The sequence below is a fragment of the Flavobacterium sp. 25HG05S-40 genome (assembly GCF_052654735.1).
The window spans coordinates 2044818-2068161 of the sequence record NZ_CP199750.1 but is presented as its reverse complement, the minus strand read 5'-3'; the positions used below and the strand labels follow the sequence as shown (position 1 = coordinate 2068161).

24 protein-coding genes are annotated in these 23344 nt (G+C 36.8%); 16 read left to right on the top strand and 8 right to left on the bottom strand.

The genetic code is table 11. From position 1 onward, the window contains the following. The first annotated feature begins 4 nt into the window (after positions 1–4). On the top strand, positions 5–232 hold the full coding sequence (locus ACULEU_RS09010; RefSeq protein ID WP_445452270.1) for a hypothetical protein: 228 nt from the start codon (positions 5–7) through the stop codon (positions 230–232). Here the strand turns inward: ACULEU_RS09010 and meaB are convergent. Continuing rightward, complete coding sequence (gene meaB, locus ACULEU_RS09005) at positions 225–1310, bottom strand: methylmalonyl Co-A mutase-associated GTPase MeaB (protein WP_445452269.1); 1086 nt, start codon at positions 1308–1310, stop codon at positions 225–227. The genes ACULEU_RS09010 and meaB overlap by 8 nt on opposite strands. 128 nt (positions 1311–1438) lie before the next feature. On the opposite strand from meaB, the gene ACULEU_RS09000 reads away from it, so the two are divergent. The 3 genes from ACULEU_RS09000 to ACULEU_RS08990 all read left to right on the top strand — a co-directional run bounded on the left by ACULEU_RS09000 (position 1439) and on the right by ACULEU_RS08990 (position 4756). Continuing rightward, positions 1439–2644: an MFS transporter gene (locus tag ACULEU_RS09000; RefSeq protein ID WP_445452268.1), complete on the top strand. Its 1206-nt coding sequence runs from the start codon at positions 1439–1441 to the stop codon at positions 2642–2644. Positions 2645–2801: 157 nt separating this feature from the next. Then, complete coding sequence (locus tag ACULEU_RS08995; protein WP_445452267.1) at positions 2802–4205, top strand: FAD-binding oxidoreductase; 1404 nt, start codon at positions 2802–2804, stop codon at positions 4203–4205. Positions 4206–4282: 77 nt separating this feature from the next. After that, positions 4283–4756 (top strand): porin family protein, encoded by a 474-nt coding sequence (locus tag ACULEU_RS08990; RefSeq protein WP_445452266.1) that lies wholly within the window; start codon positions 4283–4285, stop codon positions 4754–4756. Positions 4757–4985: 229 nt separating this feature from the next. Here the strand turns inward: ACULEU_RS08990 and ACULEU_RS08985 are convergent, their stop codons facing one another. The 5 genes from ACULEU_RS08985 to ACULEU_RS08965 all read right to left on the bottom strand — a co-directional run bounded on the left by ACULEU_RS08985 (position 4986) and on the right by ACULEU_RS08965 (position 11014). Then, on the bottom strand, positions 4986–5561 hold the full coding sequence (locus ACULEU_RS08985) for a hypothetical protein (protein WP_445452265.1): 576 nt from the start codon (positions 5559–5561) through the stop codon (positions 4986–4988). An 81-nt stretch (positions 5562–5642) separates the two neighbouring features. Continuing rightward, positions 5643–8990, bottom strand: coding sequence for a preprotein translocase subunit SecA (gene secA, locus ACULEU_RS08980; RefSeq protein WP_445452264.1), 3348 nt, complete (start codon positions 8988–8990; stop codon positions 5643–5645). A 114-nt stretch (positions 8991–9104) separates the two neighbouring features. Further along, complete coding sequence (locus tag ACULEU_RS08975; protein ID WP_002986941.1) at positions 9105–9326, bottom strand: DUF2795 domain-containing protein; 222 nt, start codon at positions 9324–9326, stop codon at positions 9105–9107. Positions 9327–9514: 188 nt separating this feature from the next. Further along, complete coding sequence (locus tag ACULEU_RS08970; RefSeq protein ID WP_445452263.1) at positions 9515–10084, bottom strand: cob(I)yrinic acid a,c-diamide adenosyltransferase; 570 nt, start codon at positions 10082–10084, stop codon at positions 9515–9517. A 231-nt stretch (positions 10085–10315) separates the two neighbouring features. After that, positions 10316–11014 carry an ABC transporter ATP-binding protein gene (locus ACULEU_RS08965; RefSeq protein ID WP_445452262.1) on the bottom strand — a complete coding sequence of 233 codons (699 nt, stop codon included), beginning with the start codon at positions 11012–11014 and terminating at the stop codon, positions 10316–10318. A gap of 401 nt (positions 11015–11415) precedes the next feature. Between ACULEU_RS08965 and ACULEU_RS08960 the strand changes: the two genes are divergently transcribed. Next, positions 11416–12084 carry a hypothetical protein gene (locus ACULEU_RS08960; RefSeq protein WP_445452261.1) on the top strand — a complete coding sequence of 223 codons (669 nt, stop codon included), beginning with the start codon at positions 11416–11418 and terminating at the stop codon, positions 12082–12084. A 66-nt stretch (positions 12085–12150) separates the two neighbouring features. Here the strand turns inward: ACULEU_RS08960 and ACULEU_RS08955 are convergent, their stop codons facing one another. Further along, positions 12151–12930, bottom strand: coding sequence for an O-methyltransferase (locus ACULEU_RS08955; RefSeq protein WP_445452260.1), 780 nt, complete (start codon positions 12928–12930; stop codon positions 12151–12153). Between the two features lie 85 nt (positions 12931–13015). Further along, complete coding sequence (locus ACULEU_RS08950; protein ID WP_445452259.1) at positions 13016–14878, bottom strand: ABC-F family ATP-binding cassette domain-containing protein; 1863 nt, start codon at positions 14876–14878, stop codon at positions 13016–13018. A gap of 126 nt (positions 14879–15004) precedes the next feature. Here ACULEU_RS08950 and ACULEU_RS08945 point away from each other — a divergent pair, with 126 nt between their 5' ends. The 11 genes from ACULEU_RS08945 (at position 15005) to ftsY (ending at position 23336) form a co-directional block, all read left to right on the top strand. After that, positions 15005–16165, top strand: a complete 1161-nt coding sequence (locus ACULEU_RS08945; RefSeq protein WP_445452258.1) for a glycosyltransferase family 2 protein — start codon at positions 15005–15007, stop codon at positions 16163–16165. Positions 16166–16281: 116 nt separating this feature from the next. Next, complete coding sequence (locus tag ACULEU_RS08940) at positions 16282–17577, top strand: dihydrolipoamide acetyltransferase family protein (protein WP_445452257.1); 1296 nt, start codon at positions 16282–16284, stop codon at positions 17575–17577. Positions 17578–17696: 119 nt separating this feature from the next. Beyond that, on the top strand, positions 17697–18467 hold the full coding sequence (locus ACULEU_RS08935; protein ID WP_445452256.1) for an exonuclease domain-containing protein: 771 nt from the start codon (positions 17697–17699) through the stop codon (positions 18465–18467). Positions 18468–18535: 68 nt separating this feature from the next. After that, a complete protein-coding gene (locus ACULEU_RS08930; protein ID WP_445452255.1) occupies positions 18536–19147 on the top strand; it encodes a fumarylacetoacetate hydrolase family protein in 612 nt (203 codons plus the stop codon). Continuing rightward, positions 19147–19491 (top strand): Hpt domain-containing protein, encoded by a 345-nt coding sequence (locus tag ACULEU_RS08925; RefSeq protein WP_445452254.1) that lies wholly within the window; start codon positions 19147–19149, stop codon positions 19489–19491. Before ACULEU_RS08930 ends, ACULEU_RS08925 begins: the two co-directional genes overlap by 1 nt. Positions 19492–19539: 48 nt before the next feature. Continuing rightward, entirely contained in the window at positions 19540–20250 is a 711-nt protein-coding gene (locus tag ACULEU_RS08920) for a hypothetical protein (protein ID WP_445452253.1), read from the top strand. After that, a complete protein-coding gene (locus tag ACULEU_RS08915) occupies positions 20247–21500 on the top strand; it encodes a CinA family nicotinamide mononucleotide deamidase-related protein (protein ID WP_445452252.1) in 1254 nt (417 codons plus the stop codon). The genes ACULEU_RS08920 and ACULEU_RS08915 overlap by 4 nt, the downstream gene beginning before the upstream one ends. Positions 21501–21573: 73 nt before the next feature. Beyond that, positions 21574–21810, top strand: a complete 237-nt coding sequence (gene rpmB, locus ACULEU_RS08910) for a 50S ribosomal protein L28 (RefSeq protein WP_169524749.1) — start codon at positions 21574–21576, stop codon at positions 21808–21810. A gap of 29 nt (positions 21811–21839) precedes the next feature. Beyond that, positions 21840–22022: a 50S ribosomal protein L33 gene (gene rpmG, locus ACULEU_RS08905; protein ID WP_035126304.1), complete on the top strand. Its 183-nt coding sequence runs from the start codon at positions 21840–21842 to the stop codon at positions 22020–22022. A gap of 67 nt (positions 22023–22089) precedes the next feature. Next, positions 22090–22242, top strand: coding sequence for a DUF4295 domain-containing protein (locus tag ACULEU_RS08900; protein WP_236464348.1), 153 nt, complete (start codon positions 22090–22092; stop codon positions 22240–22242). Positions 22243–22382: 140 nt separating this feature from the next. Next, positions 22383–23336 (top strand): signal recognition particle-docking protein FtsY, encoded by a 954-nt coding sequence (ftsY, locus tag ACULEU_RS08895; RefSeq protein ID WP_445452251.1) that lies wholly within the window; start codon positions 22383–22385, stop codon positions 23334–23336. The last annotated feature ends 8 nt before the right edge of the window (positions 23337–23344 follow it).

Below are 23344 nucleotides of genomic sequence, written 5' to 3'. Positions count from 1 at the left end.
AACTATGGTTTTAAAATCAAAAACAGTCACAAATGTGCCACTCGGAGATTTTATGACCATTATCCGCAATTTACAAGGAGTTAAAAAATCAAAAGGCAATTCTTCAATGACACAATGGAATTACATGATGCCCATTCCGCAAGTCAAAATAGCTTCAATACTTTCTGAAACACTAGCCGTTGCCGACACTTTCGTTTCTTTAAAAAATGCACTTAGTACAATATTTATCTGAAATACTTCCCCAACAACGCCATCGCTGCAGCAAAAGGAGAGATTTCATTAAAAGCCACAGCTTTCTTATTTTCTTCTAAAAGGACTGCTATTTCAGGATGATTATAAAAGTTGGATTTTAACTGCTCATCAATCGTTTCCATCATCCAGAATTGGTTTTGTTCTTGTCGTTTTTTTTCAAAATACTGATTGGTTTTTACCAAATGCAGATAATCGCTTATCGTTTTCCAAACCGTATCAATCCCTGTTTTTTCATAAGCGCTACAAGTCGAAACCGTCGGAATCCAACCCGAATTCTTGGCTGGAAATAAATGCAAGGCACGGTTAAATTCGGTTTTGGCTAATTTTGCCTTATTAATATTATCGCCATCGGCTTTGTTGATAACAATAGCATCCGCCATTTCCATTATACCGCGTTTAATGCCTTGTAATTCGTCGCCAGCACCTGATATTTTTAGTAGTAGAAAGAAATCCACCATGCTGTGGACGGCAGTTTCACTCTGACCAACACCAACAGTTTCTATAATAATGGTATCAAATCCCGCTGCTTCGCAAAGAATAATAGTTTCACGAGTTTTTCGGGCAACGCCACCCAACGTCTCACCAGAAGCTGATGGTCTGATGTACGCATTCTCATCTTTAACCAATTCTTCCATACGGGTTTTATCTCCCAAAATGCTTCCGTGAGATATCGTACTGCTAGGATCTACAGCCAAAACCGCTACTTTTTTGCCTAATGAAGTCAGGTGTTTTCCAAAAGCTTCAATAAAAGTCGATTTTCCAACACCGGGAACTCCGGTAATCCCAATGCGAACCGATTGATTGGCATAAGGCAGACAACCGTTAATAATGTCATTAGCTTTTGCCAAATGAGCTGTATTCGTGCTTTCGACCAATGTAATGGCCCGACTTAACGCTACTTTATCATGTGACAAAATACCGTTAATAAGTTCTGATGCTGAAGGTTGGACTTTTCTACTTTTGACAATTTTTTCCAACGCCGAAACACTTAAGCTTTCCGGTTGCGGAATCCCGTCTTTTTCATGAAGTGCCGATGGGTGATGTGGTTTTGGGTTCAAAAGAAAATCATTTGGGTAAATTTAGTAAAATATTGTTTCTTAATTATTTCAATGGCGTCATTTTTTATCAAGCTAATCCAGTACATTTTCATTTTTTTGAACTTCCTTTGCAAAAAAAATGTCTCCGAATGCAAACTGCTATCGATAGTACTGAAAAAAATCCGCTGCTTCACAAAACCATCTATTCCATTTTATTTTCGATAAGTTTTGCGCATTTGTTAAACGATTTGATTCAGGCCATCATTCCGTCTGTTTATCCCATTCTGAAAGAAAATTATCAACTTTCCTTTTCTCAAATCGGACTAATAACGTTCGCTTTTCAGTTATCAGCCTCTTTGCTGCAACCGTTTGTGGGGTATTACACTGATAAGTATCCGAAACCTTTTTCTCAGGTATACGGAATGCTATTTTCCACAGCCGGAATTGTTTCCATCTCTTTTGCCAATAACTTTTATTGGATATTACTTTCTGTAGTTTTAATCGGAATAGGTTCTTCGATTTTTCATCCCGAATCAGCTCGAATTTCTAATATGGCTTCTGGCGGAAAACGAGGTCTGGCTCAATCTATCTTTCAGGTTGGAGGAAACTTTGGAACAGCTTTGGCACCATTGTTAGTCGCCTTAATTGTGGTTCCCAATTCTCAAAAACACTTATTATGGTTCTTAATTGCTGCCGTAATAGCATTAGGGATTATCAGCAAAATTGCATTTTGGTATCGCGACCATTTGGTGTTCAAAAAGAACAAACCAACCGTATTTATTGATTTTCACAATCTCTCCAAAAGCAAGGTAAAATGGGCGATTGCCATACTGTTAATCGTAATTTTCTCAAAATTCTTTTACACCGCTTGTTTGTCTACTTACTATACTTTTTACATTATGGACAAGTTTGATCTTTCCATAAAACAAGCCCAGTTCCATATGTTCATTTATCTGATTGCTTATGCTTTGGGAACCATTCTTGGTGGACCTTTAGGCGACAAAATAGGAAGGAAACATGTGATTTGGTTGTCGGTTTTTGGAGCAACACCTTTTGCGTTACTGCTTCCTTATGCCAACCTTTTTTGGACTGATATTTTGATGATTATCATCGGGATTATTATGTCGTCAGCATTCCCGGCAATATTAGTGTATGCGCAGGAATTGGTACCCAAAAAACTCGGAATGATCTCCGGATTATTTTATGGTTTTGCCTTTGGAATGGGCGCTTTAGGTTCGGCCATGCTCGGTAAATTAGCAGATTACACTTCCATTCAATACGTCTATTTTGTGTGCTCGTTTTTGCCTTTAATCGGAGTCATTTGCTTCTTTCTGCCCAATCTCAAAAAACGCTAGGATTGGTTCTGATGGGTTTCAGAAGCGAATGGTTCGGGCTTTCTTGGAGTCCGTATTCCTGCTATCCGCGTTACACGGTAACTGCTGCTATCAGGGCTAAAAAGGATTTGTCTTTTCTTTTTGTTATCCTTACATTTACCTTCCAATTTTTAATACCATGGCACTAAGTTCCGAAATTCTTCAAAAATTAACAAAAATAGTGGGTGACCCATACATCTTCACCGACATCGCCACCCGAAATCATTACGGCCACGACGAAACCGAAGATTATGTTTTTCCACCCAATGTCGTTCTAAAACCAGCCAATGCTTTTGAAATTTCTGAAATTCTAAAAGTAGCGAACGATTATAAAATTCCAACGACACCTATTGGTGCCAGAACAGGCTTGAGCGGAGGTGCTTTATCCATCTACGAAGGCATCGGTCTGTCGATGGAACGTTTGGATAAAATCATCGAAATAGACGAGCAAAATCTACAAGTTACTGTGGAACCAGCCGTCATCAATCAAATTCTGCGCGAAGCGGTTGCCGAAAAAGGTTTGTTCTATCCTGTCGACCCAAGCAGTATGGGAAGTTGTTGGATTGGTGGCAACATTGCTGAAAATGCGGGTGGAGCAAGAGCTGTAAAATACGGAGTAACTAAAGATTATGTTCTCAATTTGGAAGTCGTTTTGCCGAATGGAGAAATCATTTGGACCGGAGCAAATACTTTGAAAAATTCCACAGGATACAACCTGACTCAATTGATGGTCGGAAGTGAAGGAACATTAGGAGTAATAACCAAAGCCGTATTAAAACTTTTACCACAACATACCCATAACGTTTTGATGTTGGTACCTTTTTACAATGCCGCTCAGGCTTGCGAAGCGGTTTCGGCAATCTTCAGAGCGGGAATTATTCCGAGTGCTTTAGAGTTTATGGAGCGTGATGCTATCGATTGGACGTTGCAATTTGTCGAGGGTATTAGTGTGACAATACAACCCGAGCATCAGGCGCATTTGCTAATTGAAGTTGATGGCAACTATCCTGAAATCTTAATGCTCGAAGCTGAAAAAATCATGAATGTGGTGGAGCAGTTTGAAATTGATGAGGTCTTGTTTGCCGACACTGAAGAACAGAAAAACGCGTTGTGGAAAATGCGGCGCTCGGTGGCTGAAGCAGTAAAATCCAATTCGGTTTACAAAGAGGAAGACACCGTAGTACCGAGATATATGTTACCCGAATTGTTATCGGGAATCAAGAAAATAGGAGCAAAGTATGGCTTTCAATCGGTTTGTTATGGTCATGCTGGCGATGGAAATCTGCACGTAAATATTATCAAAGGCAGTATGACAGATGATAATTGGGAAACTCAGGTTCCGCTCGGAATCAGAGAACTATTTGAATTAACCGTATCGTTAAAAGGGACTTTATCTGGCGAACATGGCATTGGTTATGTCCAAAAAAACTTTATGGATATTGCCTTCTCCAAAAGCCATTTGGAACTCATGGAACGCATCAAGCATATTTTCGACCCGAATAATATCCTCAATCCCGGTAAAATTTTTCCGGACGAAATGTAAATACGCAATTTGCCGTATTGCGGAGCAACCTCACTGCCGGTATTTTTACATCATTATTAATCTAAATAAATAACATGATGAAAAAATTACTATTTATTGCAGTTGTATTCGTAGGTGCTTTTACTGCACAAGCACAAAAAACAAAATTCGGAGTTAAAGCCGGAGTAGACTTTGCTTCTATAAAATTTGAAGTTGCCGGAGTTTCAGGAACAGCTTCAGAAACAGGGTTCTTTGTTGGAGGTTTTGCCACCTTAGGAATTTCAGAAAAATTTGCTGTACAGCCTGAACTTTTGTACGTGGCTATTTCAGATTCCAACTTTTTTAGCGTTCCTGTTTTGGCAAGATATACTTTTGCAGAAAAATTCAGCGCTTTAGCGGGTCCAAGTTTTAACTACTTTTCTGATGCTGAAGAAGACAAACTTAAAATGAATTTGGATTTGGGTGCAACCTATGATATCACTGAAGAAATTGATGTGAATGTAAAATATTCATTAGGTTTTGGAGATGTAGCTGTTAACGGTATTTTTATAGGAGCCGGCTACAAGTTTTAATTTTTGTTAGTTTTTGTGATGAAAAACCATCTTGTTTTATAAACAAGATGGTTTTCTGTTTTTAATCTCTTTTCGGAGTATTCTTTTTATCGCGCTTCTCCGCTTTTTTTTCTTTAGCCGTCTTTAGCGGTTCTTTTTTAGCGGCTTTTTGAACATCTTTTCCTTTTGCCATGATATCAATATTAGTTGGGTTAGTACAATAACGTCAAGTAAAGGTAAATACTATTTTCTACAAACCCAATTCTTTTTGAGTGCTTTCCTCGAATAGCGTTCTAAATGCCTGATACTGCTTTTCATCATCAAAATTAAAAAAGGTCCACTTGTTATTGGTTGTTTCATCACAAACGGCAAGCATGGTGGTTGTTTTTCTAACATTAAAACTATTTCTCTTAGGTTCAAAAGTTACTTCTTTGGTTTTGTTTACTTCTTGCAACCAGATAGTTTTTATTGTTGCCGTTTCCGAGGTTAATTTCGTTTCAAAAAAGTAGCGTATAGGATTGCGACACGTAATTACACAAAATGATTTACCTTCTATTTTTTTTACTTCACTATATTGAAAGGGAACGGTTTCTAGTTGTAATCGCAAGCGGAATTCATCATTTTCGTAATGCTTTTCGATTTGCTCTAACCATGCTTCACGACCATAATTTTCAACCATTTTAGGGTAAGAAAGCGAAACAATGGTTTCAAAGTCCATTAAAAAATTCGCTTCATACATTTTTTGGGTATCCGTTTTTAATGCGGCTACAGATTGTGAATACGTTGAATATCCGGAGATTAATAGTAGTAAAAGAAGTTGTTTCATGATTTTGAATTTATCAAATATAAAAAATCCCCAATAGTTTAAACTATTAGGGACTGTATTTCAAAAGCTTAGGCTATAAAACTAGTCGTGGACGATAACCCATTCGCCAGAAGCTAGCATATTTTCGGCTTTTTTGTATTTCATCGTTTCGGTCTTACCACTCATAACGTGTTTTATGGTAACATTGTCATTACGGTTGATTTTTGGGGCATCTCTGACAATAGTTTCGGTAACTTGTGGTCGCTGAGAAGCAGCTTGACTCGCTTCACGATTGGCGCTTTCGCTACTTTCAATTTCGTCTTTACTTTCGGTGTAATTTTGTTTTTCACGTACTTGTCGCGCTTCCTGAATGTTTTGATTTTGCTGTGGTAAATCGCCTTTAAATAAGAAAGATATCACTTCTTTATTTACGCCATCAAGCATCGCTCTAAATAAGTTAAACGCTTCTAATTTATAGATAAGCAATGGATCTTTTTGCTCATGAACTGCCAACTGAACCGATTGTTTCAATTCGTCCATTTTGCGTAAATGTTTTTTCCAAGCTTCGTCTACAATGGCTAGAGTTATATTTTTTTCAAAGTCGGCTACTAACTGAGTACCATTAGTATCATATGCTTTCTTCAAATCGGTTACCACATTCAGTGTTTTGATTCCGTCCGAAAAAGGAACGATGATGCGTTCAAAGGTGTTTCCTTCTTTTTTGTATACATCGGTAATGATTGGCAAAGCTTCACGGGCACTTCTTTCCGTTTTTTCTGTATAATAAGCCATAGCAGCTTTATATATTTTTCCCGTAATTTCCATTTCGGATTGCTTCTCAAATTCCGTAGCCGAAATCGGTGCTGTTATCGAGAAGTATCGGATTAATTCGAATTCAAAGTTTTTGAAGTCATTTTTACCTTTGTTTTCACTTACGATTAATTCGCAAGTATCATACATCATGTTGGCAATATCCAATTTCAGACGCTCACCATGCAAAGCATGACGACGACGTTTGTAAACTACTTCACGCTGCGCATTCATCACGTCATCATATTCTAATAATCGTTTACGTGTTCCAAAGTTGTTCTCTTCTACTTTTTTCTGAGCACGTTCAATAGATTTGGTCATCATAGAATGTTGAATCACTTCACCTTCTTTCAATCCCATTCGGTCCATGATTTTTGCTACACGGTCAGAACCAAATAAACGCATCAAGTTATCTTCCAAAGAGACGTAAAATTGTGAGCTTCCCGGATCACCTTGACGACCGGCACGACCACGCAACTGACGGTCTACACGACGCGAATCGTGACGTTCTGTTCCAATGATTGCCAACCCACCAGCGGCTTTTACTTCAGGTGTAAGTTTGATATCCGTTCCACGACCTGCCATGTTTGTTGCAATAGTTACTACTCCAGGTTTACCAGCTTCTTCAACAATTTGAGCTTCCTGTTTGTGCATTTTTGCATTCAATACGTTATGATTTACGCCGCGTATTTTCAACATTCGGCTTAACAATTCTGATATTTCTACAGATGTTGTTCCGATAAGCACTGGCCTTCCGGCTTGTGATAGTTGTGTTACATCTTCGATAACAGCGTTGAATTTCTCACGAACGGAACGATAAATCAAATCTTCTTTATCTTTTCTCGACATTCCGCGGTTCGTCGGAATTTCAACTACGTCTAATTTATAGATTTCCCAAAGTTCTCCTGCTTCCGTAACAGCGGTTCCAGTCATACCGGCAAGTTTACTGTACATACGGAAATAATTCTGTAGTGTAATGGTAGCAAAAGTTTGTGTGGCTGCTTCGATGGTAACTTGTTCTTTGGCTTCAATGGCCTGATGCAATCCATCGGAATAACGACGACCATCCATGATACGTCCCGTTTGCTCATCTACAATAAGAATTTTATTGTCCATGATTACATACTCTACATCTTTTTCAAATAAAGTGTAGGCTTTTAATAACTGTGTAAGCGTGTGAATTCGTTCCGACTTAACGCCAAAGTCTTGAAACAATCTTTCTTTAGCTTCCGCTTCTTTGTCTTTATCCAGATTTTGTTTCTCGATAGTAGCAATTTCGGTTCCGATGTCCGGTAAAACGAAGAAATGTTCGTCAGTGTCTTTGGACAGGAATTTTATTCCGTTATCCGACAGTTCCACCTGATTGTTTTTTTCTTCGATTACAAAATACAAGGCTTCGTCAACTTCCGGCATTTTACGGTTGTTGTTTTCCATGTATTCATTTTCGGTTTTTTGCAAAAGTGCTTTTACACCTTCTTCACTTAAGAATTTAATCAGGGCTTTATTTTTTGGCAAAGCTCTGTAGGCTCTCAATAACTGGAAACCAGCTTCTTTATTGTTTCCTTCTTTGAACAAACGCTTGGCTTCCGTTAAAAATCCGTTGGCCAATTGACGTTGTAAATTGTAAAGATTTTCAATTTTTGGTTTTAGTTCGTTGAATTCATGACGATCGCCATCAGGAACAGGACCAGAAATAATCAATGGCGTACGGGCATCATCAATCAATACCGAATCGACCTCATCTACAATCGCATAGTTGTGTTTTCTTTGCACTAAATCTTCCGGAGAATGCGCCATATTATCACGCAGGTAATCGAAACCAAATTCGTTATTGGTTCCATAAGTAATGTCGGCTTCGTAGGCTTTTCTACGCGCATCTGAGTTAGGTGAGTGATTGTCGATACAATCTACTGTCAATCCGTGAAACTCAAATAAAGGCGCTTTCCAAGTGCTGTCACGTTTAGCCAAATAGTCATTTACGGTAACTAAATGCACTCCGTTTCCGGTCAAGGCATTCAAATAGAGTGGAAGTGTGGCTACCAATGTTTTTCCCTCACCAGTTTGCATCTCTGCAATTTTACCTTGGTGCAACACGATTCCACCAATCAACTGAACGTCGTAGTGGATCATGTCCCAAGTAATTTGTTTTCCGGCTGCATTCCACTGATTAGCCCAATTAGTTTGGTCTCCAACAAGAGTGATATAAGGTTTTGTTGCCGATAATTCTCGGTCTTTCTCTGTTGATGTAACGGTAATAGTTGTATTTTCTTTGAAACGTTTGGCCGTTTCTTTGATTACCGCAAAAGCTTCCGGAAGGATTTCCATCAATACTTTTTCAGAAGCATCATAGGCTTCTTTTTCTAAAGCGTCAATTGCGTTGTAAATATCTTCTCTTAAATCGATGTCCGCGGTGTTTTCTGCTTCAAGTTTTTTGGCTTCAATGTCAGCGTCTTGTTTCGCTCGAGCTTGTTTTATTTTTTCTTTGAACTCGGCTGTTTTGGCACGCAATTCGTCATGAGAAAGTGCTGCTAACACTGGTTCTATGGATTTTATTTTGGTAATAAAAGGTTGTGTGGCTTTGACATCTTTTTGTGATTTGTCGCCTACAAAAGCTTTAAGGATAGTATTTATGAAGCTCATAATTGGTTTGTTATTTTTTTAAGTTCCTGATTCTGAAATTTCAGAACGGAGTGCAAATTTAAACAAAAAAAAAGCCCTTATCGGACTTTTCTCATGGTGTAATTGTAATATTTTTTAATATTCATCCTCGTTCCAAAGATAATCTTCGTCCGTTGGATAATCTGGCCATATTTCTTCCATAGATTCGTAGATTTCTCCTTCGTCTTCTATAGATTGTAAATTCTCTACTACTTCTAGTGGAGCACCAGTTCTTATAGCATAATCAATAAGTTCATCTTTGGTTGCTGGCCAAGGCGCATCGCTTAAATACGAAGCTAATTCTAATGTCCAATACATCTTCTATGATTTTTAATATTATGCAAAAATAAATTTTATACTGAAAAAGTCAAGTTTTTTTTGATTTATTTTTAAATATGTTTAAGAACGTGGTTTGATTGTCGATTTTAGACTTGAGATTTTAGATTTTAGAAGTGGTTTTCATATTAAATCTGAAATCATAAATTGGTAATCTTCATTCTAAAATCTTACTTCCTCGGAATCCATTGCACTTCATCCGCTTTCAGGTCAAAGGACAACTTCCGTGCCAAGACAAAAAGATAGTCAGAAAGTCGGTTTAGGTATTTAATTACATGTTCGTCTGTAGGTTCTATTTCGTGTAGATGTACTGATAAACGTTCCGCTCTTCGGCACACACAGCGCGCGATATGACAATATGACACCGTAGTATGTCCACCAGGTAGCACAAAATGGGTCATGGGCGGCAGCGCTTCTTCCATTAAGTCAATTTCTTTTTCGAGAAATTCAATGTCGCTATCTATAATTCCGAGATTTTGCAATCTTGGTTGTCCGTTTTTAAGTAATTCTTTTTCAGGAGGTGTTGCTAGAATAGCGCCAACGGTAAACAAGCGGTCCTGCACTTCTATTAAAACATTCTTATATAGTGGATTGATGTCTTGATCTCGAATTAAACCAATATGCGAATTGAGTTCGTCAACGGTTCCGTAGCTTTCTATTCTTATATGGTGTTTTGGAACACGTGTTCCGCCAAAAAGGGCCGTAGTTCCGGAATCTCCGGTTTTGGTGTAGACTTTCATTTAGATTGTTAGATTATTAGATTTTTAGATAGTTAGATTTGCGCCTAATTTCTATAAACAAAAATTGATTTTCAAAGGTAACAAAAAATCAAAAACCATCACTCACTAGCCCCGATGGAAGTGGCACCTGCCTGCCGGCAGGCAGGCGTAGTAAAACGGACAGCGGGAAAATGGTTAAAGGATAAGACACTAACGATTCGCTCCTGATTGCCATATTCCTTGCAATGACAATTACAAATGATCCACATTAGGGCTGTCACTTTCAATGATTCCGTCACGTAATCGAATGATGCGGTGTGCGTATTTGGCGATGTCTTCTTCGTGGGTTACGAGGATTACAGTATTGCCATTTTTGTGAATGTCGTTGAAAAGGTTCATGATTTCGACAGAGGTTTTACTGTCCAAATTTCCTGTAGGTTCGTCGGCTAAAATGATGGATGGTTTATTAACCAAAGCTCTTGCAATGGCTACCCGCTGGCGTTGACCACCAGAAAGTTGATTGGGTTGGTGATCCATTCTGTCGGAAAGATTTACCTGAGTCAATACTTCGGTAGCGCGCTCGTTTCTTTCGGATTTCGAGAATCCGGCATAAATCATCGGCAATGCTACGTTGTCAAGTGCTGTGGTTCGTGGCAAAAGGTTGAAGGTTTGAAAAACGAAACCAATCTCTTTATTTCGAATTTCGGCTAAATCATCATCGTGCATCATGCTGACATCTTTTCCGTTTAGGATATATGTTCCTGATGTAGGCGTATCCAGGCAACCCAAAAGGTTCATCAATGTAGATTTTCCGGAACCCGATGGTCCCATTAAAGCGACATACTCTCCTTTATTGATTTGTAAATCGATGCCTTTTAAAACATTAATAGTTTCATTTCCGAGTTGGAAATCTCTTGTAAGTTTTTTGATGTTGATTAACGGATTTGCCATTTTTTGAATACTATTTTTATGTTGTGTTGACTAATCTATAAGTCTTTGATGGTAAAAGTATGAAAAGAAAATTAATTTGTTCTACCTATCGTAACCACTGACCAAACTCATAACCGGCTTTCGCAATCATAATAATTCCGAAAACTATTGTAAGCCCTACTATGAATTTAAACTGTTTTGATTTTAAGAAGTTTTGAGTTTCCATCATTCTAAAATTAAAGTTTAGCAATAAGTAGGCGCAATGCCTGAAATGTTACAGCAAATAGGGATGAAATCAGTTGTAGAAATGGGTTAATGTAGCAATTCTATAAAACGTTTGTAAAATACTATAACAACTTCAGGTTAGTAGGTAACTAATTTTACATCATACAAATAACCAAATAATAACTAATTACAACATCATGAAAAGAAATGTATTTACCATCGGAATTATGGCACTAGTTGCTCTAGGCTTTACTTCTTGCAAAGACGAGAAGCAGGCACAAGCCGAAAAAACAGTTAACAATTATGTAGTATACGTAGATTCACTGGAAAGTGTTGAGGCCGGTGAAGCTAAAGCCAATTGGGAAGCTATTGATGCCAGTTATCAAGCAAAAATTTCGGAAGCAGAAGCTTCTGTTGCAGAAACTAACGATGAAGCTATGAGAGAAAAATTAGCTGTTAGTAAAGCTAAATACGAAGCCTTAAAAGCTAAATATCAAGCCGAATTAGAAGCTGATAAAGTAAAGGTTAAAACGCCTAATCAATTAGTGAGAGACCGTTTCTTTGGTGAAGGTAAAGTTGGTGAAGACATGAGCTTTGCTTGGGTAAATAAAGATAATATTTTACAGGTTTATCAAGATTTTTACGATTCCTATAAAGAAAACAAAGATAACTTCTCGAGAGAGGATTATGACGAAGTGAAACTGTTATATGAAGCATTAGACAGCAGAAAAAACACCGTTGAAAAAGAAGGATTGACTACAGAAGACAATAATAAAATTGCTTCTATTAAATTTAAGTTTGCCCCAATGTTTAAAGTAAACAGAATGGGGGCGAAAGCTAGAGAAAATACCGAAGCTAAAGAATAAAATAGAAAAAGAATAAGTTGGTTTTTAATAGGGAACGGCAATCAGGGATGGTTGCCGTTTCTTTATTTATAGGCGTATGACAAAATGTTCTTTGGGCTGTTCTTGTCTGAAGAAAACAATTCCCCATTGAAAAGTATCTATCGTCACCGAAACTTTCGGATGTTTTTTTATGATTCCCCAAGCTTCTTCCATTCCGACTGACCAATGGATATCATCAAAAATCCAAATGGATTCGTTAGTTATGGTTGGTAATAATAAGTCGAAATAGGCTAAAGTGGCTTCTTTGGAATGATTGCCGTCGAAGTAGATTAAGTCGAAAGTCGAAAGTCGAAGGTCTGAAGTTTTTAAATAAGCTGAGAACTCGGAGACTTCAGTTTTGATGTTATCCAAATTAAATTTTTCAAATTGATCCTTAGCTAATGCCGAGGTATTGGCACAACCTTCTAATGTTGTAATTTTTGCTTTCGGATTTCCTAATGAAAGTGCGGAAGTCGCCAATCCAAGCGAAGTTCCTATTTCCAAGATGTTTTCGGGTTGAAAGTAATAAGTTATCCTGAAAAGCAATTCAGCTCGTTTAGATGAGATTCCGGCATTTTTTGCAATCTGATTCATTGCTCGGATGTTACTTTTGAAAACTTTGGAACCTGCTCCAAAATCGGTAACTTCAATGGTATTCTTATTTTGTAAAAGCGCTTTTCTATAATTTTTTAAAACCGAATACTCAGGGTATTGTTTTTTGTCATAAAAGCATTTGGTAACCAAATTAAACACAAAAGGCGAATGCACTCCGTGTTCGTTTTTGGAGTGCCAAAGGAATGATAAATATGACTTAATGATGTATAACATTTTAGTAATTAGTGATTAGTAATTGGTAATTAGTCAAAACATTGAGATGCTTGTCACTAATTACTCGTTACTACTTACTTTTTAATTATTCCATTTTCGAACTTAACTCAAACCAACGCTCTTCTTTTGCTTCTAATTTGTTGATGATAGCCTGCAATTCATTCGCTTTGGTTGTGATATCAGCGTCGTCAACTTTACCGTCGGCGAATTGGTTTTCGATTTGTTTTTTCTCGTATTCCAAGTCCTTGATTTCGCGTTCTATTTTGGCAAACTCTTTCTGTTCATTGAAATTCAGGCCAGCCGATGTATTACTGTTTTGTTTCCAATTAACTTTTTCAGTGCTGACATTGGATAAGTTTTTGGGTTCAGCCGAATCTTCATAAGCTCTGAAATCGGAATAATTCCCCGGAAAATCTTCAATTTGTCCTTCACCTCTAAAGATGAACAAGTGATCTACAATTTTATCCATAAAATATCTATCGTGTGAAACCACCAATAAGCATCCCGGATAATCCAAAAGAAAGCTTTCCAAAACATTCAACGTCACAATATCCAAGTCATTCGTGGGTTCATCCAAAATCAAAAAGTTGGGGTTTTGGATGAGAACCGTACATAAATACAATCGTTTTAACTCGCCACCGCTCAATTTTTCAACAAAATCGTATTGTTTTTTGGCATCAAATAAAAAGCGTTCCAATAATTGGGAAGCCGAAATGATTTTGCCTTTTGTAAGCGGAATATATTCGCCGTATTCTTTAATAATATCGATGACTTTCTGTCCCGGTTTTGGGTTGATGCCGCTTTGGGTATAGTAGCCCACTTTAATCGTATCACCAATGACTACTTTTCCGGCATCAGGAACCATGGTTTTGGTTAAGATGTTGAGGAACGTTGATTTTCCGGTTCCGTTTTTGCCAATGATACCAATACGTTCACCACGTTGGAAATCATAAGTAAAATTGTCTAATATGGTTTTGTCTTTGAATTTTTTATAGAGTTTGTGCAGTTCAATAATCTTGCTGCCCATGCGCTCCATATTGATTTCGAGCTCGACTACATTTTCTTTGCGTCGACTTTCAGCCACTTCTTTGATTTTGTAAAAATCATCTTGTCTCGATTTCGATTTTGTGGTTCTCGCTTTTGGTTGACGGCGCATCCAGGCTAATTCTTTGGTGAAAAGATTTTGAGCCTTATCGATAGTAGAGTTTTCCATTGCAATGCGCTCTTCTTTCTTTTGAAGATAATAGGAATAATTGCCTTTGTATTGGTATAATTTACCGTTGTCTAATTCGATGATTTCGTTGCAAACGCGTTCCAAAAAGAAACGGTCGTGTGTCACCATAAACAAGGTAATATTTTCTTTGGCAAAATAACTTTCCAACCATTCAATCATCTCTAAATCCAAGTGATTCGTAGGCTCATCCAAAATCAATAAATCGGGACGGTTAATCAAAATTATCGCCAAGGACAAGCGTTTCTTTTGTCCACCGGAAAGGCCTTTTACTTTCAGTTTTAAATCTTCTAGTTTTAATTTGGATAAAATTTGTTTGAATTGTGTTTCAAAATCCCAGGCATTATGGCGGTCCATTTCGTCAAAAGCCAATTGGTATTTTTCTTCGTCTTCAGGATTTTCCAATGCTTTTTCATAACGCTCAATCACTTTAAGCGTCTCATTATCCGAAGCGAAAATACTTTCTTCAATAGTCAATTCTTCCTGCAGTTGATTGTTTTGGGAAAGAAACGCCATTTTCAAACCTTTTCGAATCACGATCTGTCCTGTATCGGGTTCGTCTTCGCCATTTATCATTTTCATAATTTGGGTTTTTCCCGAACCATTTTTGGCGATGAAGGCTATTTTTTGGTCTTTGTTGATGCCAAACGAAATGTCCTTAAACAAGGTTCTTTCGCCAAAGGATTTTGATATGTTTTCTACTGAAAGGTAATTCACTTTTTTAAGTTATGAGTTTTCAATTATAAGTTATGAGTTTAACTTTTTGGCAAAAGTAACTCAAATTTCTAAGAATCTAAAGGCGTAGCCGTATCTAATAATCTAACAATCTATTATATTTGCCCCATGCAACTATCGGTCATCATCCTCAATTATAATGTGCGCTACTTTTTGGAGTTGTGTGTGTTGAGTGTGCAGAAGGCCATTCAGAATTTGGATGGTGAAATTATTGTCATCGATAATAATTCTTTGGATGATAGCTGTGCCATGATTAAAGCACGTTTTCCGAATATTAGACTCATAGAAAACAAAGAGAATTCAGGCTTTCCAAAAGGGAATAATATTGGTGTAAAAGAAGCCAAAGGCGAATACATCTGTATTTTAAATCCCGACACGGTTGTTGCCGAAGATACTTTTGAAAAGGTTTTGGCTTTCGCCGAAAAGCAAAAGGATTTGGGAATTGTGGGTTGCAAACTAATCGACGGAACGGGTACTTTTCTTCCCGAAAGTAAACGAGGAATTCCAACGCCATGGGTCGCTTTTACTAAGATTTTTGGATTGCATAAAGTGTTTCCGAAATGGGCTTTATTTACTAAATATTATGCACAGCATTTAGCCGAAAACCAAACCGGAAAAGTTGATATTCTTGTGGGTGCTTTTATGGTAATGAAACGCGAATTGTATACGGAATTAGGCGGTTTTGATGAAAATTGCTTTATGTATTCAGATGATATTGATTTGAGTTATAGTGTTTTGCAAAAAGGAAAGGTCAATTATTATTTCCATGAAACGACTATAATTCACTTTAAAGGCGAAAGCACTATAAAAGACGGAACGTACATGAAACGGTTTCAAGAAGCGATGAATTTCTTTTATAAAAAGCACTTTAAAGTTTCGGTTTTCTTTTCGTTATTTATGAAAATAGGTATTGTCTTCTTTTCCGTGGTCAAAATGTTTCAAGGAAAACCAAGACCACAAAAGCTTCCGAGTGCCTATGTCTTAATGTCTGATAATGAATCAACAAGAGAATGTTTGCAACAAAAACTTCAAAAAACTATCCAAAGATTACCTTCTGAAAACGGAAAAATAGTATTTTCGCAATCGTTTTCGGAACAACAAAATGCGGAAGTAATTTTGGATACCAACAATCTAAATTTTAAAGAGGCTATTGCTTTTTTGGAAACCCATAAACACAAATCGATTACTTTTAAACTGTTACCAATGCAAAGCAATTTTATCATTGGAAGTAATAGTAGTAACGACAGAGGAGAAGTAATTCTGATGTAAGAATACAGCACGCACATTTAAGATTTTAGAATAAAAATCATTCGTGTATTCGTGGCTAACTTAAAGATTTAGTACTTTTGCATCAAAATTGACAAACACAACTTTAGTATACAGATATGGCAAAGTTTGAATTGAAATTACCTAAAATGGGTGAAAGTGTTGCGGAAGCAACGATTACAAATTGGTTAAAAAATGTGGGTGACAGCATTAGTGCTGATGAAGCTGTTTTGGAAATCGCTACTGATAAAGTAGACAGTGAAGTACCAAGCGAAGTTTCCGGAACGTTAACCGAGATTTTATTTCAGGTAAATGATGTGGTAAAAGTGGGTCAAACCATAGCCATAATTGAAACAGAAGGAGGAAGCGTTGCAGCGGCACCGGTTTCAGAAGTTACATCAACTCCGGCTGCTATTGCTGAAGTTGCCAAAACAGTAGAGGTTGCTCAAGCTACAGTTGCTCCGGCTGATTTTAAAGCTTCCGATAAATTCTATTCGCCTTTAGTAAAAAATATCGCTACTGCGGAAGGAATTGCCGTAACCGAACTGGACACTATAACAGGTTCCGGTAAAGACGGAAGAGTTACTAAAGAAGATGTATTGAAATTTGTTGAAAGTCGAAAGTCGAAAGTCGAAAGTCCAAAAGTAACAGTACAACAACAATCAACTCCAGTTGCTTCCATAGCTGTACCAGTGTCGGTAAATGGTGGTGATGAGATTGTGGAAATGGATAGAATGCGTAAGCTCATCTCCGGTTATATGGTGGCTTCGGTACAAACTTCGGCACACGTACAATCGTTTATTGAAGTAGATGTGACCAATATTGTAAAATGGAGAAATAAAGTTAAAGATGCCTTTGAAAAACGCGAAGGCGAAAAACTAACGTTCACACCAATCATGATGGAAGCGGTTGCAAAAGCATTAAAAGATTTTCCTGGAATGAATATTTCTGTGGATGGTGATTATATCATCAAACGCAAAAATATCAACCTCGGAATGGCAGCAGCCTTGCCCAACGGAAACTTGATTGTTCCCGTAATCAAAAATGCAGACCAATTGAATTTAGTTGGAATGGCAAAAGCTGTAAACGATTTAGGCAACCGAGCCAAAGCAGGAAAACTAAAACCAGACGATACACAAGGCGGAACCTATACTGTAACGAATGTTGGAACTTTTGGTTCTGTTTTCGGAACGCCAATTATCAATCAACCACAAGTTGGAATCCTAGCGCTTGGAGCTATCAGAAAAGTACCAGCAGTGATTGAAACTCCAGAAGGGGATTTTATCGGAATCCGTCAGAAAATGTTCTTGTCGCACTCGTATGACCACAGAGTGGTTGACGGCGCTTTAGGAGGAAGTTTTGTAAAACGCGTTGCCGATTATTTGGAGGCGTTTGATGTGAATAGAGAATATTAATCGCAACTAATTATATATCAATCCCGATTCTTAGAATCGGGATTTTTTAGTTAAAAAAAACTAACGAATCGATGAACGGTAAGGGCAATATTTTATATTTGTCGCCTTAACATTTTATAATGGAACTAAAACTCACTCGACCTATTTGCTTTTTTGATTTGGAAACTACAGGTATCGAAGTAGCCAAAGACAGAATCGTTGAAATAGCTATTTTCAAAGTATTTCCTAATGGCAATAAAGAAAGTAAAACATGGTTGGTGAACCCAACAATTCCCATTCCGGCTTTCGCCACGGCAGTACACGGCATTACTAATGAAAAAGTAGCCAATGAACCAACTTTTAAGGAACTAGCTTCTCAAATTTATGCCATGATTAAGGATTCCGATTTGGCCGGATTTAATTCGGATAGATTTGATATTCCATTATTGGCTGAAGAGTTGTTGCGTGCCGAAGTCGATTTTGATATGAAGAATCGCGTTTCTGTTGATGTACAGACTATTTTTCATAAAAAAGAAGAAAGAACATTAAGTGCTGCCTATAAATTCTACTGTAATGAAACTTTAGAAAATGCGCACAGCGCCGAAGCCGATACGATGGCAACTTATGAAATACTAAAAGCGCAATTGGATCGATACACCGATTTAGAAAATGATATGAAAACGTTGTCTGAATTCACCACCAGAAAAAAGTCAGTTGATTTTGCAGGGTTTATTGCGTTGAATCCGGATGGAAAGGAAATATTTACTTTCGGGAAACACAAAGGTGCCTTGGTTGATGAAGTATTGGATAAAGAGCCTGGTTATTTTGGCTGGATTCAAAACGCGGATTTTCCATTATATACCAAGAAAGTTTTGACGGCCATTAAGTTAAGAAAACTAAATACAAAATAGTCTCAGTTTTCGGTCACAGTTTTCATTACTATCTGTAAACTGCTACTGCTACTGATAACTCAACGAATATGAAGATAATCTGCATCGGAAGAAATTACGTCAATCACATCGCCGAACTCAATAACGAGCGTCCCGACGAGCCTGTAATTTTTATGAAACCTGACACCGCAATTCTGCCAAAGAAAACGCCATTTACCATTCCCGAATTCAGTAGCGAAGTTCATCATGAAGTAGAAATTTTGGTTAAAATCTGTAAAGTTGGAAAATACATCGATACCAAATTCGCTCACAAATATTATGACGAAATTGGTCTTGGAATTGATTTTACAGCTAGAGATATACAAAATAAACTTAAAGAAAAGGGCTTGCCTTGGGAAAAAGCTAAAGCATTTGACGGTTCAGCGATTATTGGTGACTTTCTTCCGAAAAACGATTTTATTTCGGTGGAAAATATTACATTTGAACTAACAAAAAACGGAGAAACTGCACAAAAGGGAAATACAAGCCATATGTTGTGGAAAATAGACGAAATCATTTCCCATATTTCACAATATTTCACGCTTAAAAAAGGAGATATACTCTTTACAGGAACGCCTGAAGGTGTTGCAAAAGTTAGTCCAAACGATATCCTTGAAGGATTTATAGAAAACAAAAAAGTATTAAGATTACACATTAGATAATGGCAATAAACTACAACTTAGCAAAAGTATATGCACTTTCAGATAACGACACTGAATTTGTAATGCAAATCATCAATCTGTTTGTTACAGAAGTTCCGGAAGACATGAAAGAAATTGAGGCCGGAATTAAGGAAAAAGATCATAAAAGAGCTTACGCTTATGCACACAAAATAAAACCAACTTTGGATTTGTTGGGCATGACTGTGGCGCATCAAGAGATTCTTGAGGTAGAAGCTTGGACCAAAGTAGAAGGCAAGCGTAAAGAAATCGACGCTACTTTTGAAAGTATTCAAAGTCAGGTTGATAAAGCGATTAAAGAGATTAAGAAAGACTTTGATTTATAGTGTTCTGTATTTAAGCTTTTAAAAGTAAAAATTGATTATTTTAGATACATGAAAAATCAGTTTTTACTTTTTTTATTGTTCCTGTTTTTCTGTTCCACTCATGGTCAGAAGAAGTACACTTTTGATTATGCTATACAGTATAATTTTCGGGTGAATGATTCTTCAAAAGTTCAAACCCAGCTTTTCCTCACTAACTCTAAGGACAATAGTTATTTACTAAAAGTTTCTGAAAAAGACAGTCTGAATTTTACCTTATACTTTCATGATCAAAACGGAATTACTTCAACCACATATTTAAGTAAAAAAGAGTTTGCTTCTGCCGAAACAATTACTCTAAAATGTGAATTTGTGTCTCCTATTGGTAATCCGTTCAAGTATCAGACTGAAAACTACGACTTCATCAATCAGAACGATACATTGATTAATACTGTTTATCATTCGATGTACATACTAAAGTCAAATAAACCTAAAAAAGAGAAAAGGAAAAAATTTGCTACTTTGCACTTTATAATTGAAGAGAATACTGAATTCCATTTACCTATACTAACGTTTTCAACGGCTTATGAAGAGTGGAAAAAAGAGCGAAACATTCCGAATGGAATCTACAAGCAATCTTATATGACTAAATATCTTTCAAAAGATAAAATTTTAATTTATGATTTGGTAGAGTTTATCAAGATAAATAAAATTCTTGTGATTCCGCAGGAATGCAACTACTCAGCTATTGATTCGGGAATTATTAAAACTTTACATAAATGAAAGCAACCATAGTTACCATTGGTGACGAAATTCTTATCGGTCAAATTGTCGATACTAATTCGGGATACATTGCCAAAGCCTTAGATAAAATTGGAGTTCAAACCACTGAAATGCTCTCCATTTCAGATGACAAGCAGCATATTTTAAACACTTTTTCGACAGTTCAAAACAAAGTTGATTTAGTCATTATAACAGGAGGTTTAGGGCCAACCAAAGATGATATTACCAAGAAAACTTTTTGTGACTATTTTGATGATGTTTTGATTGAAAATCCCGAAGTTTTGGCTCACGTTACCGAAATCATTGAAGGGTTTTACAAGCGTCCAATAACGCAATTAAATAGGGATCAGGCATTGGTGCCATCCAAATGTGAAGTGCTTTTTAACAAAATGGGAACTGCACCGGGAATGTGGATGAAAAAAGAAAATACAGTCTATATTTCGTTACCTGGCGTTCCTTACGAAATGAAGTATATTATTGATCATGAGATTATCCCGAAAGTTGTAAAAGAATACCAACGACCTTATATCGTTCACAAAACTATATTGACCTACGGACAAGGCGAAAGTATGGTTGCAGAACGAATAGAGAATTGGGAAAATAATTTACCCGAGTTTATAAAATTAGCCTATTTGCCTGCGCCCGGAAGAGTGCGTTTGCGTCTGACAGCAAGAGGAAGTGACGAAAAAGTTCTTCAAAATGCCATTGAGGAAAATGTAAAAACATTGACCAAAATCATAGGAGATATTATTGTTGGTTTTGATGAAGGCGAAACGATTGAGGTGGCCATTGGAAAATTATTGCAGCTACAAGGAAAAACAATATCTATTGCAGAAAGTTGCACTGGCGGAAAAATTGCTCAAATGCTAACTTCAGTGTCAGGAGCTTCAGCTTATTTCAGAGGAAGTGTTGTCAGTTATGCTACCGAAACGAAAATTGCTATTCTTAACGTTGATGCTGAAACTATTGCGAAATTTTCCGTTGTAAGTGAAGCTGTGGCTAAAGAAATGGCATTGGGAATTCAAAAAGTCATGCAATCGGATTATGCACTGGCAACAACAGGTAATGCTGGACCCAATAAAGGTGACTCTGATGCCGAAGTTGGTACTGTTTTTATTGCATTGGCAACACCAAACCAAGTTATAGTAGAAGAATTTAACTTTGGACAACCACGTGATAAAGTGATAGATAGAGCTTCAAATAAAGCATTAGAAATACTGCGAAAAGAAATTTTAAAAAATCTGCAATAATTATTTTGTAACAATGATTTATTTTGCGTAAGTTTGCACCCTGATTTTGAATAACGATATAAAGATAAGTATAATGTCAAGAGTTTGTGACCTTACAGGTAAAAGAGCGATGGTGGGAAATAATGTTTCTCACGCTATGAACAAAACTAAGAGAAAATTTTCTGTTAACTTAGTAAAAAAACGTTTCTATCTTGCTGAAGAAGACAGATGGATTACTCTAAGAGTAGCTGCGTCTACAATTAAAACAATCAATAAAAAAGGTTTGGCTGCAGTATTAAAAGATGCAAAAGCTAACGGATTTATCGGATAATCCCAAACCATAAAAAAAAATAAAGTAAGATGGCAAAGAAAGGTAATAGAATACAAGTTATTTTAGAGTGTACTGAGCACAAAGGAACTGGACTTCCAGGGACTTCTCGTTACATCACAAACAAAAACAAAAAAAATACTCCAGACAGATTAGAGATTAAAAAATTTAATCCAATCTTAAAGAGAATGACTGTTCATAAAGAAATTAAATAATTAGACTTTTTAAGAAAATCTCAAATAGTTATATTTAGATTTTTTAAAATTAAAATACATATCAATCATGGCAAAGAAAACCGTTGCAACCTTACAAACAGCTTCAAAAAGATTAACCAAAGCAATTAAAATGGTTAAATCTCCAAAAACAGGTGCTTATACTTTCGTTGAAAGCATTATGACTCCAGAAGAAGTAGATACTTTCTTGAAAAAGAAATAATTCAACAAACGCTATATATCTAAGCTACTTTCATTCGAAAGTAGCTTTTTTATTTTTATATTTGCCCGAGTTATTTAGAAAACATTAGGCTAAATCCTAGTTCATAATCCCGAAACTTCGGGACTTAATCCTAAATTAAAATGAGTTTTTTCAAAAGATTATTCTCTTCAGACAAGAAAGAGAACTTAGATAAAGGACTTGAAAAATCAAGTACTTCCTTCTTATCCAAACTTACTAAGGCTGTTGCCGGTAAATCAAAAGTGGATGATGAAGTTTTAGACAATCTAGAAGAAATTTTGGTTTCTTCGGATGTTGGTGTCAATACTACCCTAAAAATTATTCAAAGAATCGAAGAGCGTGTTTCCAACGACAAATATATGGGAACAGACGAGCTTAATAAAATCCTCCGCGAGGAAATTGCCGGTTTACTTTCTGAAACCAAATCGGGTGAAGAAACCGAATTTTCCATTCCGTCTAACAAAAAACTATACGTAATTATGGTTGTTGGCGTTAATGGAGTAGGTAAAACAACAACCATTGGTAAATTAGCCTATCAATTCAAAAAAGCAGGTTATAAAGTAGTGCTTGGAGCTGCCGATACTTTTCGGGCCGCTGCAATTGACCAATTACAGATTTGGGCAGATAGAGTGGGTGTGCCAATTGTAAAACAGCAAATGGGAAGTGATCCGGCTTCGGTTGCCTTTGATACTTTACAAAGCGCTGTTACTCAAGATGCCGATGTGGTCATTATCGATACCGCAGGTCGTTTGCACAACAAAGTGAATCTGATGAACGAATTGACCAAAGTAAAAAGAGTCATGCAAAAAGTAGTGGAAGATGCTCCTCACGATGTGATGCTCGTTTTAGACGGTTCTACAGGACAGAATGCTTTTGAACAAGCAAAACAATTTACTGCGGCGACAGAAGTTACATCTTTGGCTGTAACCAAATTAGATGGAACTGCAAAAGGCGGTGTAGTCATTGGAATTTCAGATCAATTCCAAATCCCTGTTAAATATATCGGAGTAGGCGAAAGCATCGAAGATTTGCAGGTTTTTAATAAATTTGAATTTGTAGATTCGTTTTTTAAATAAAATAGCGC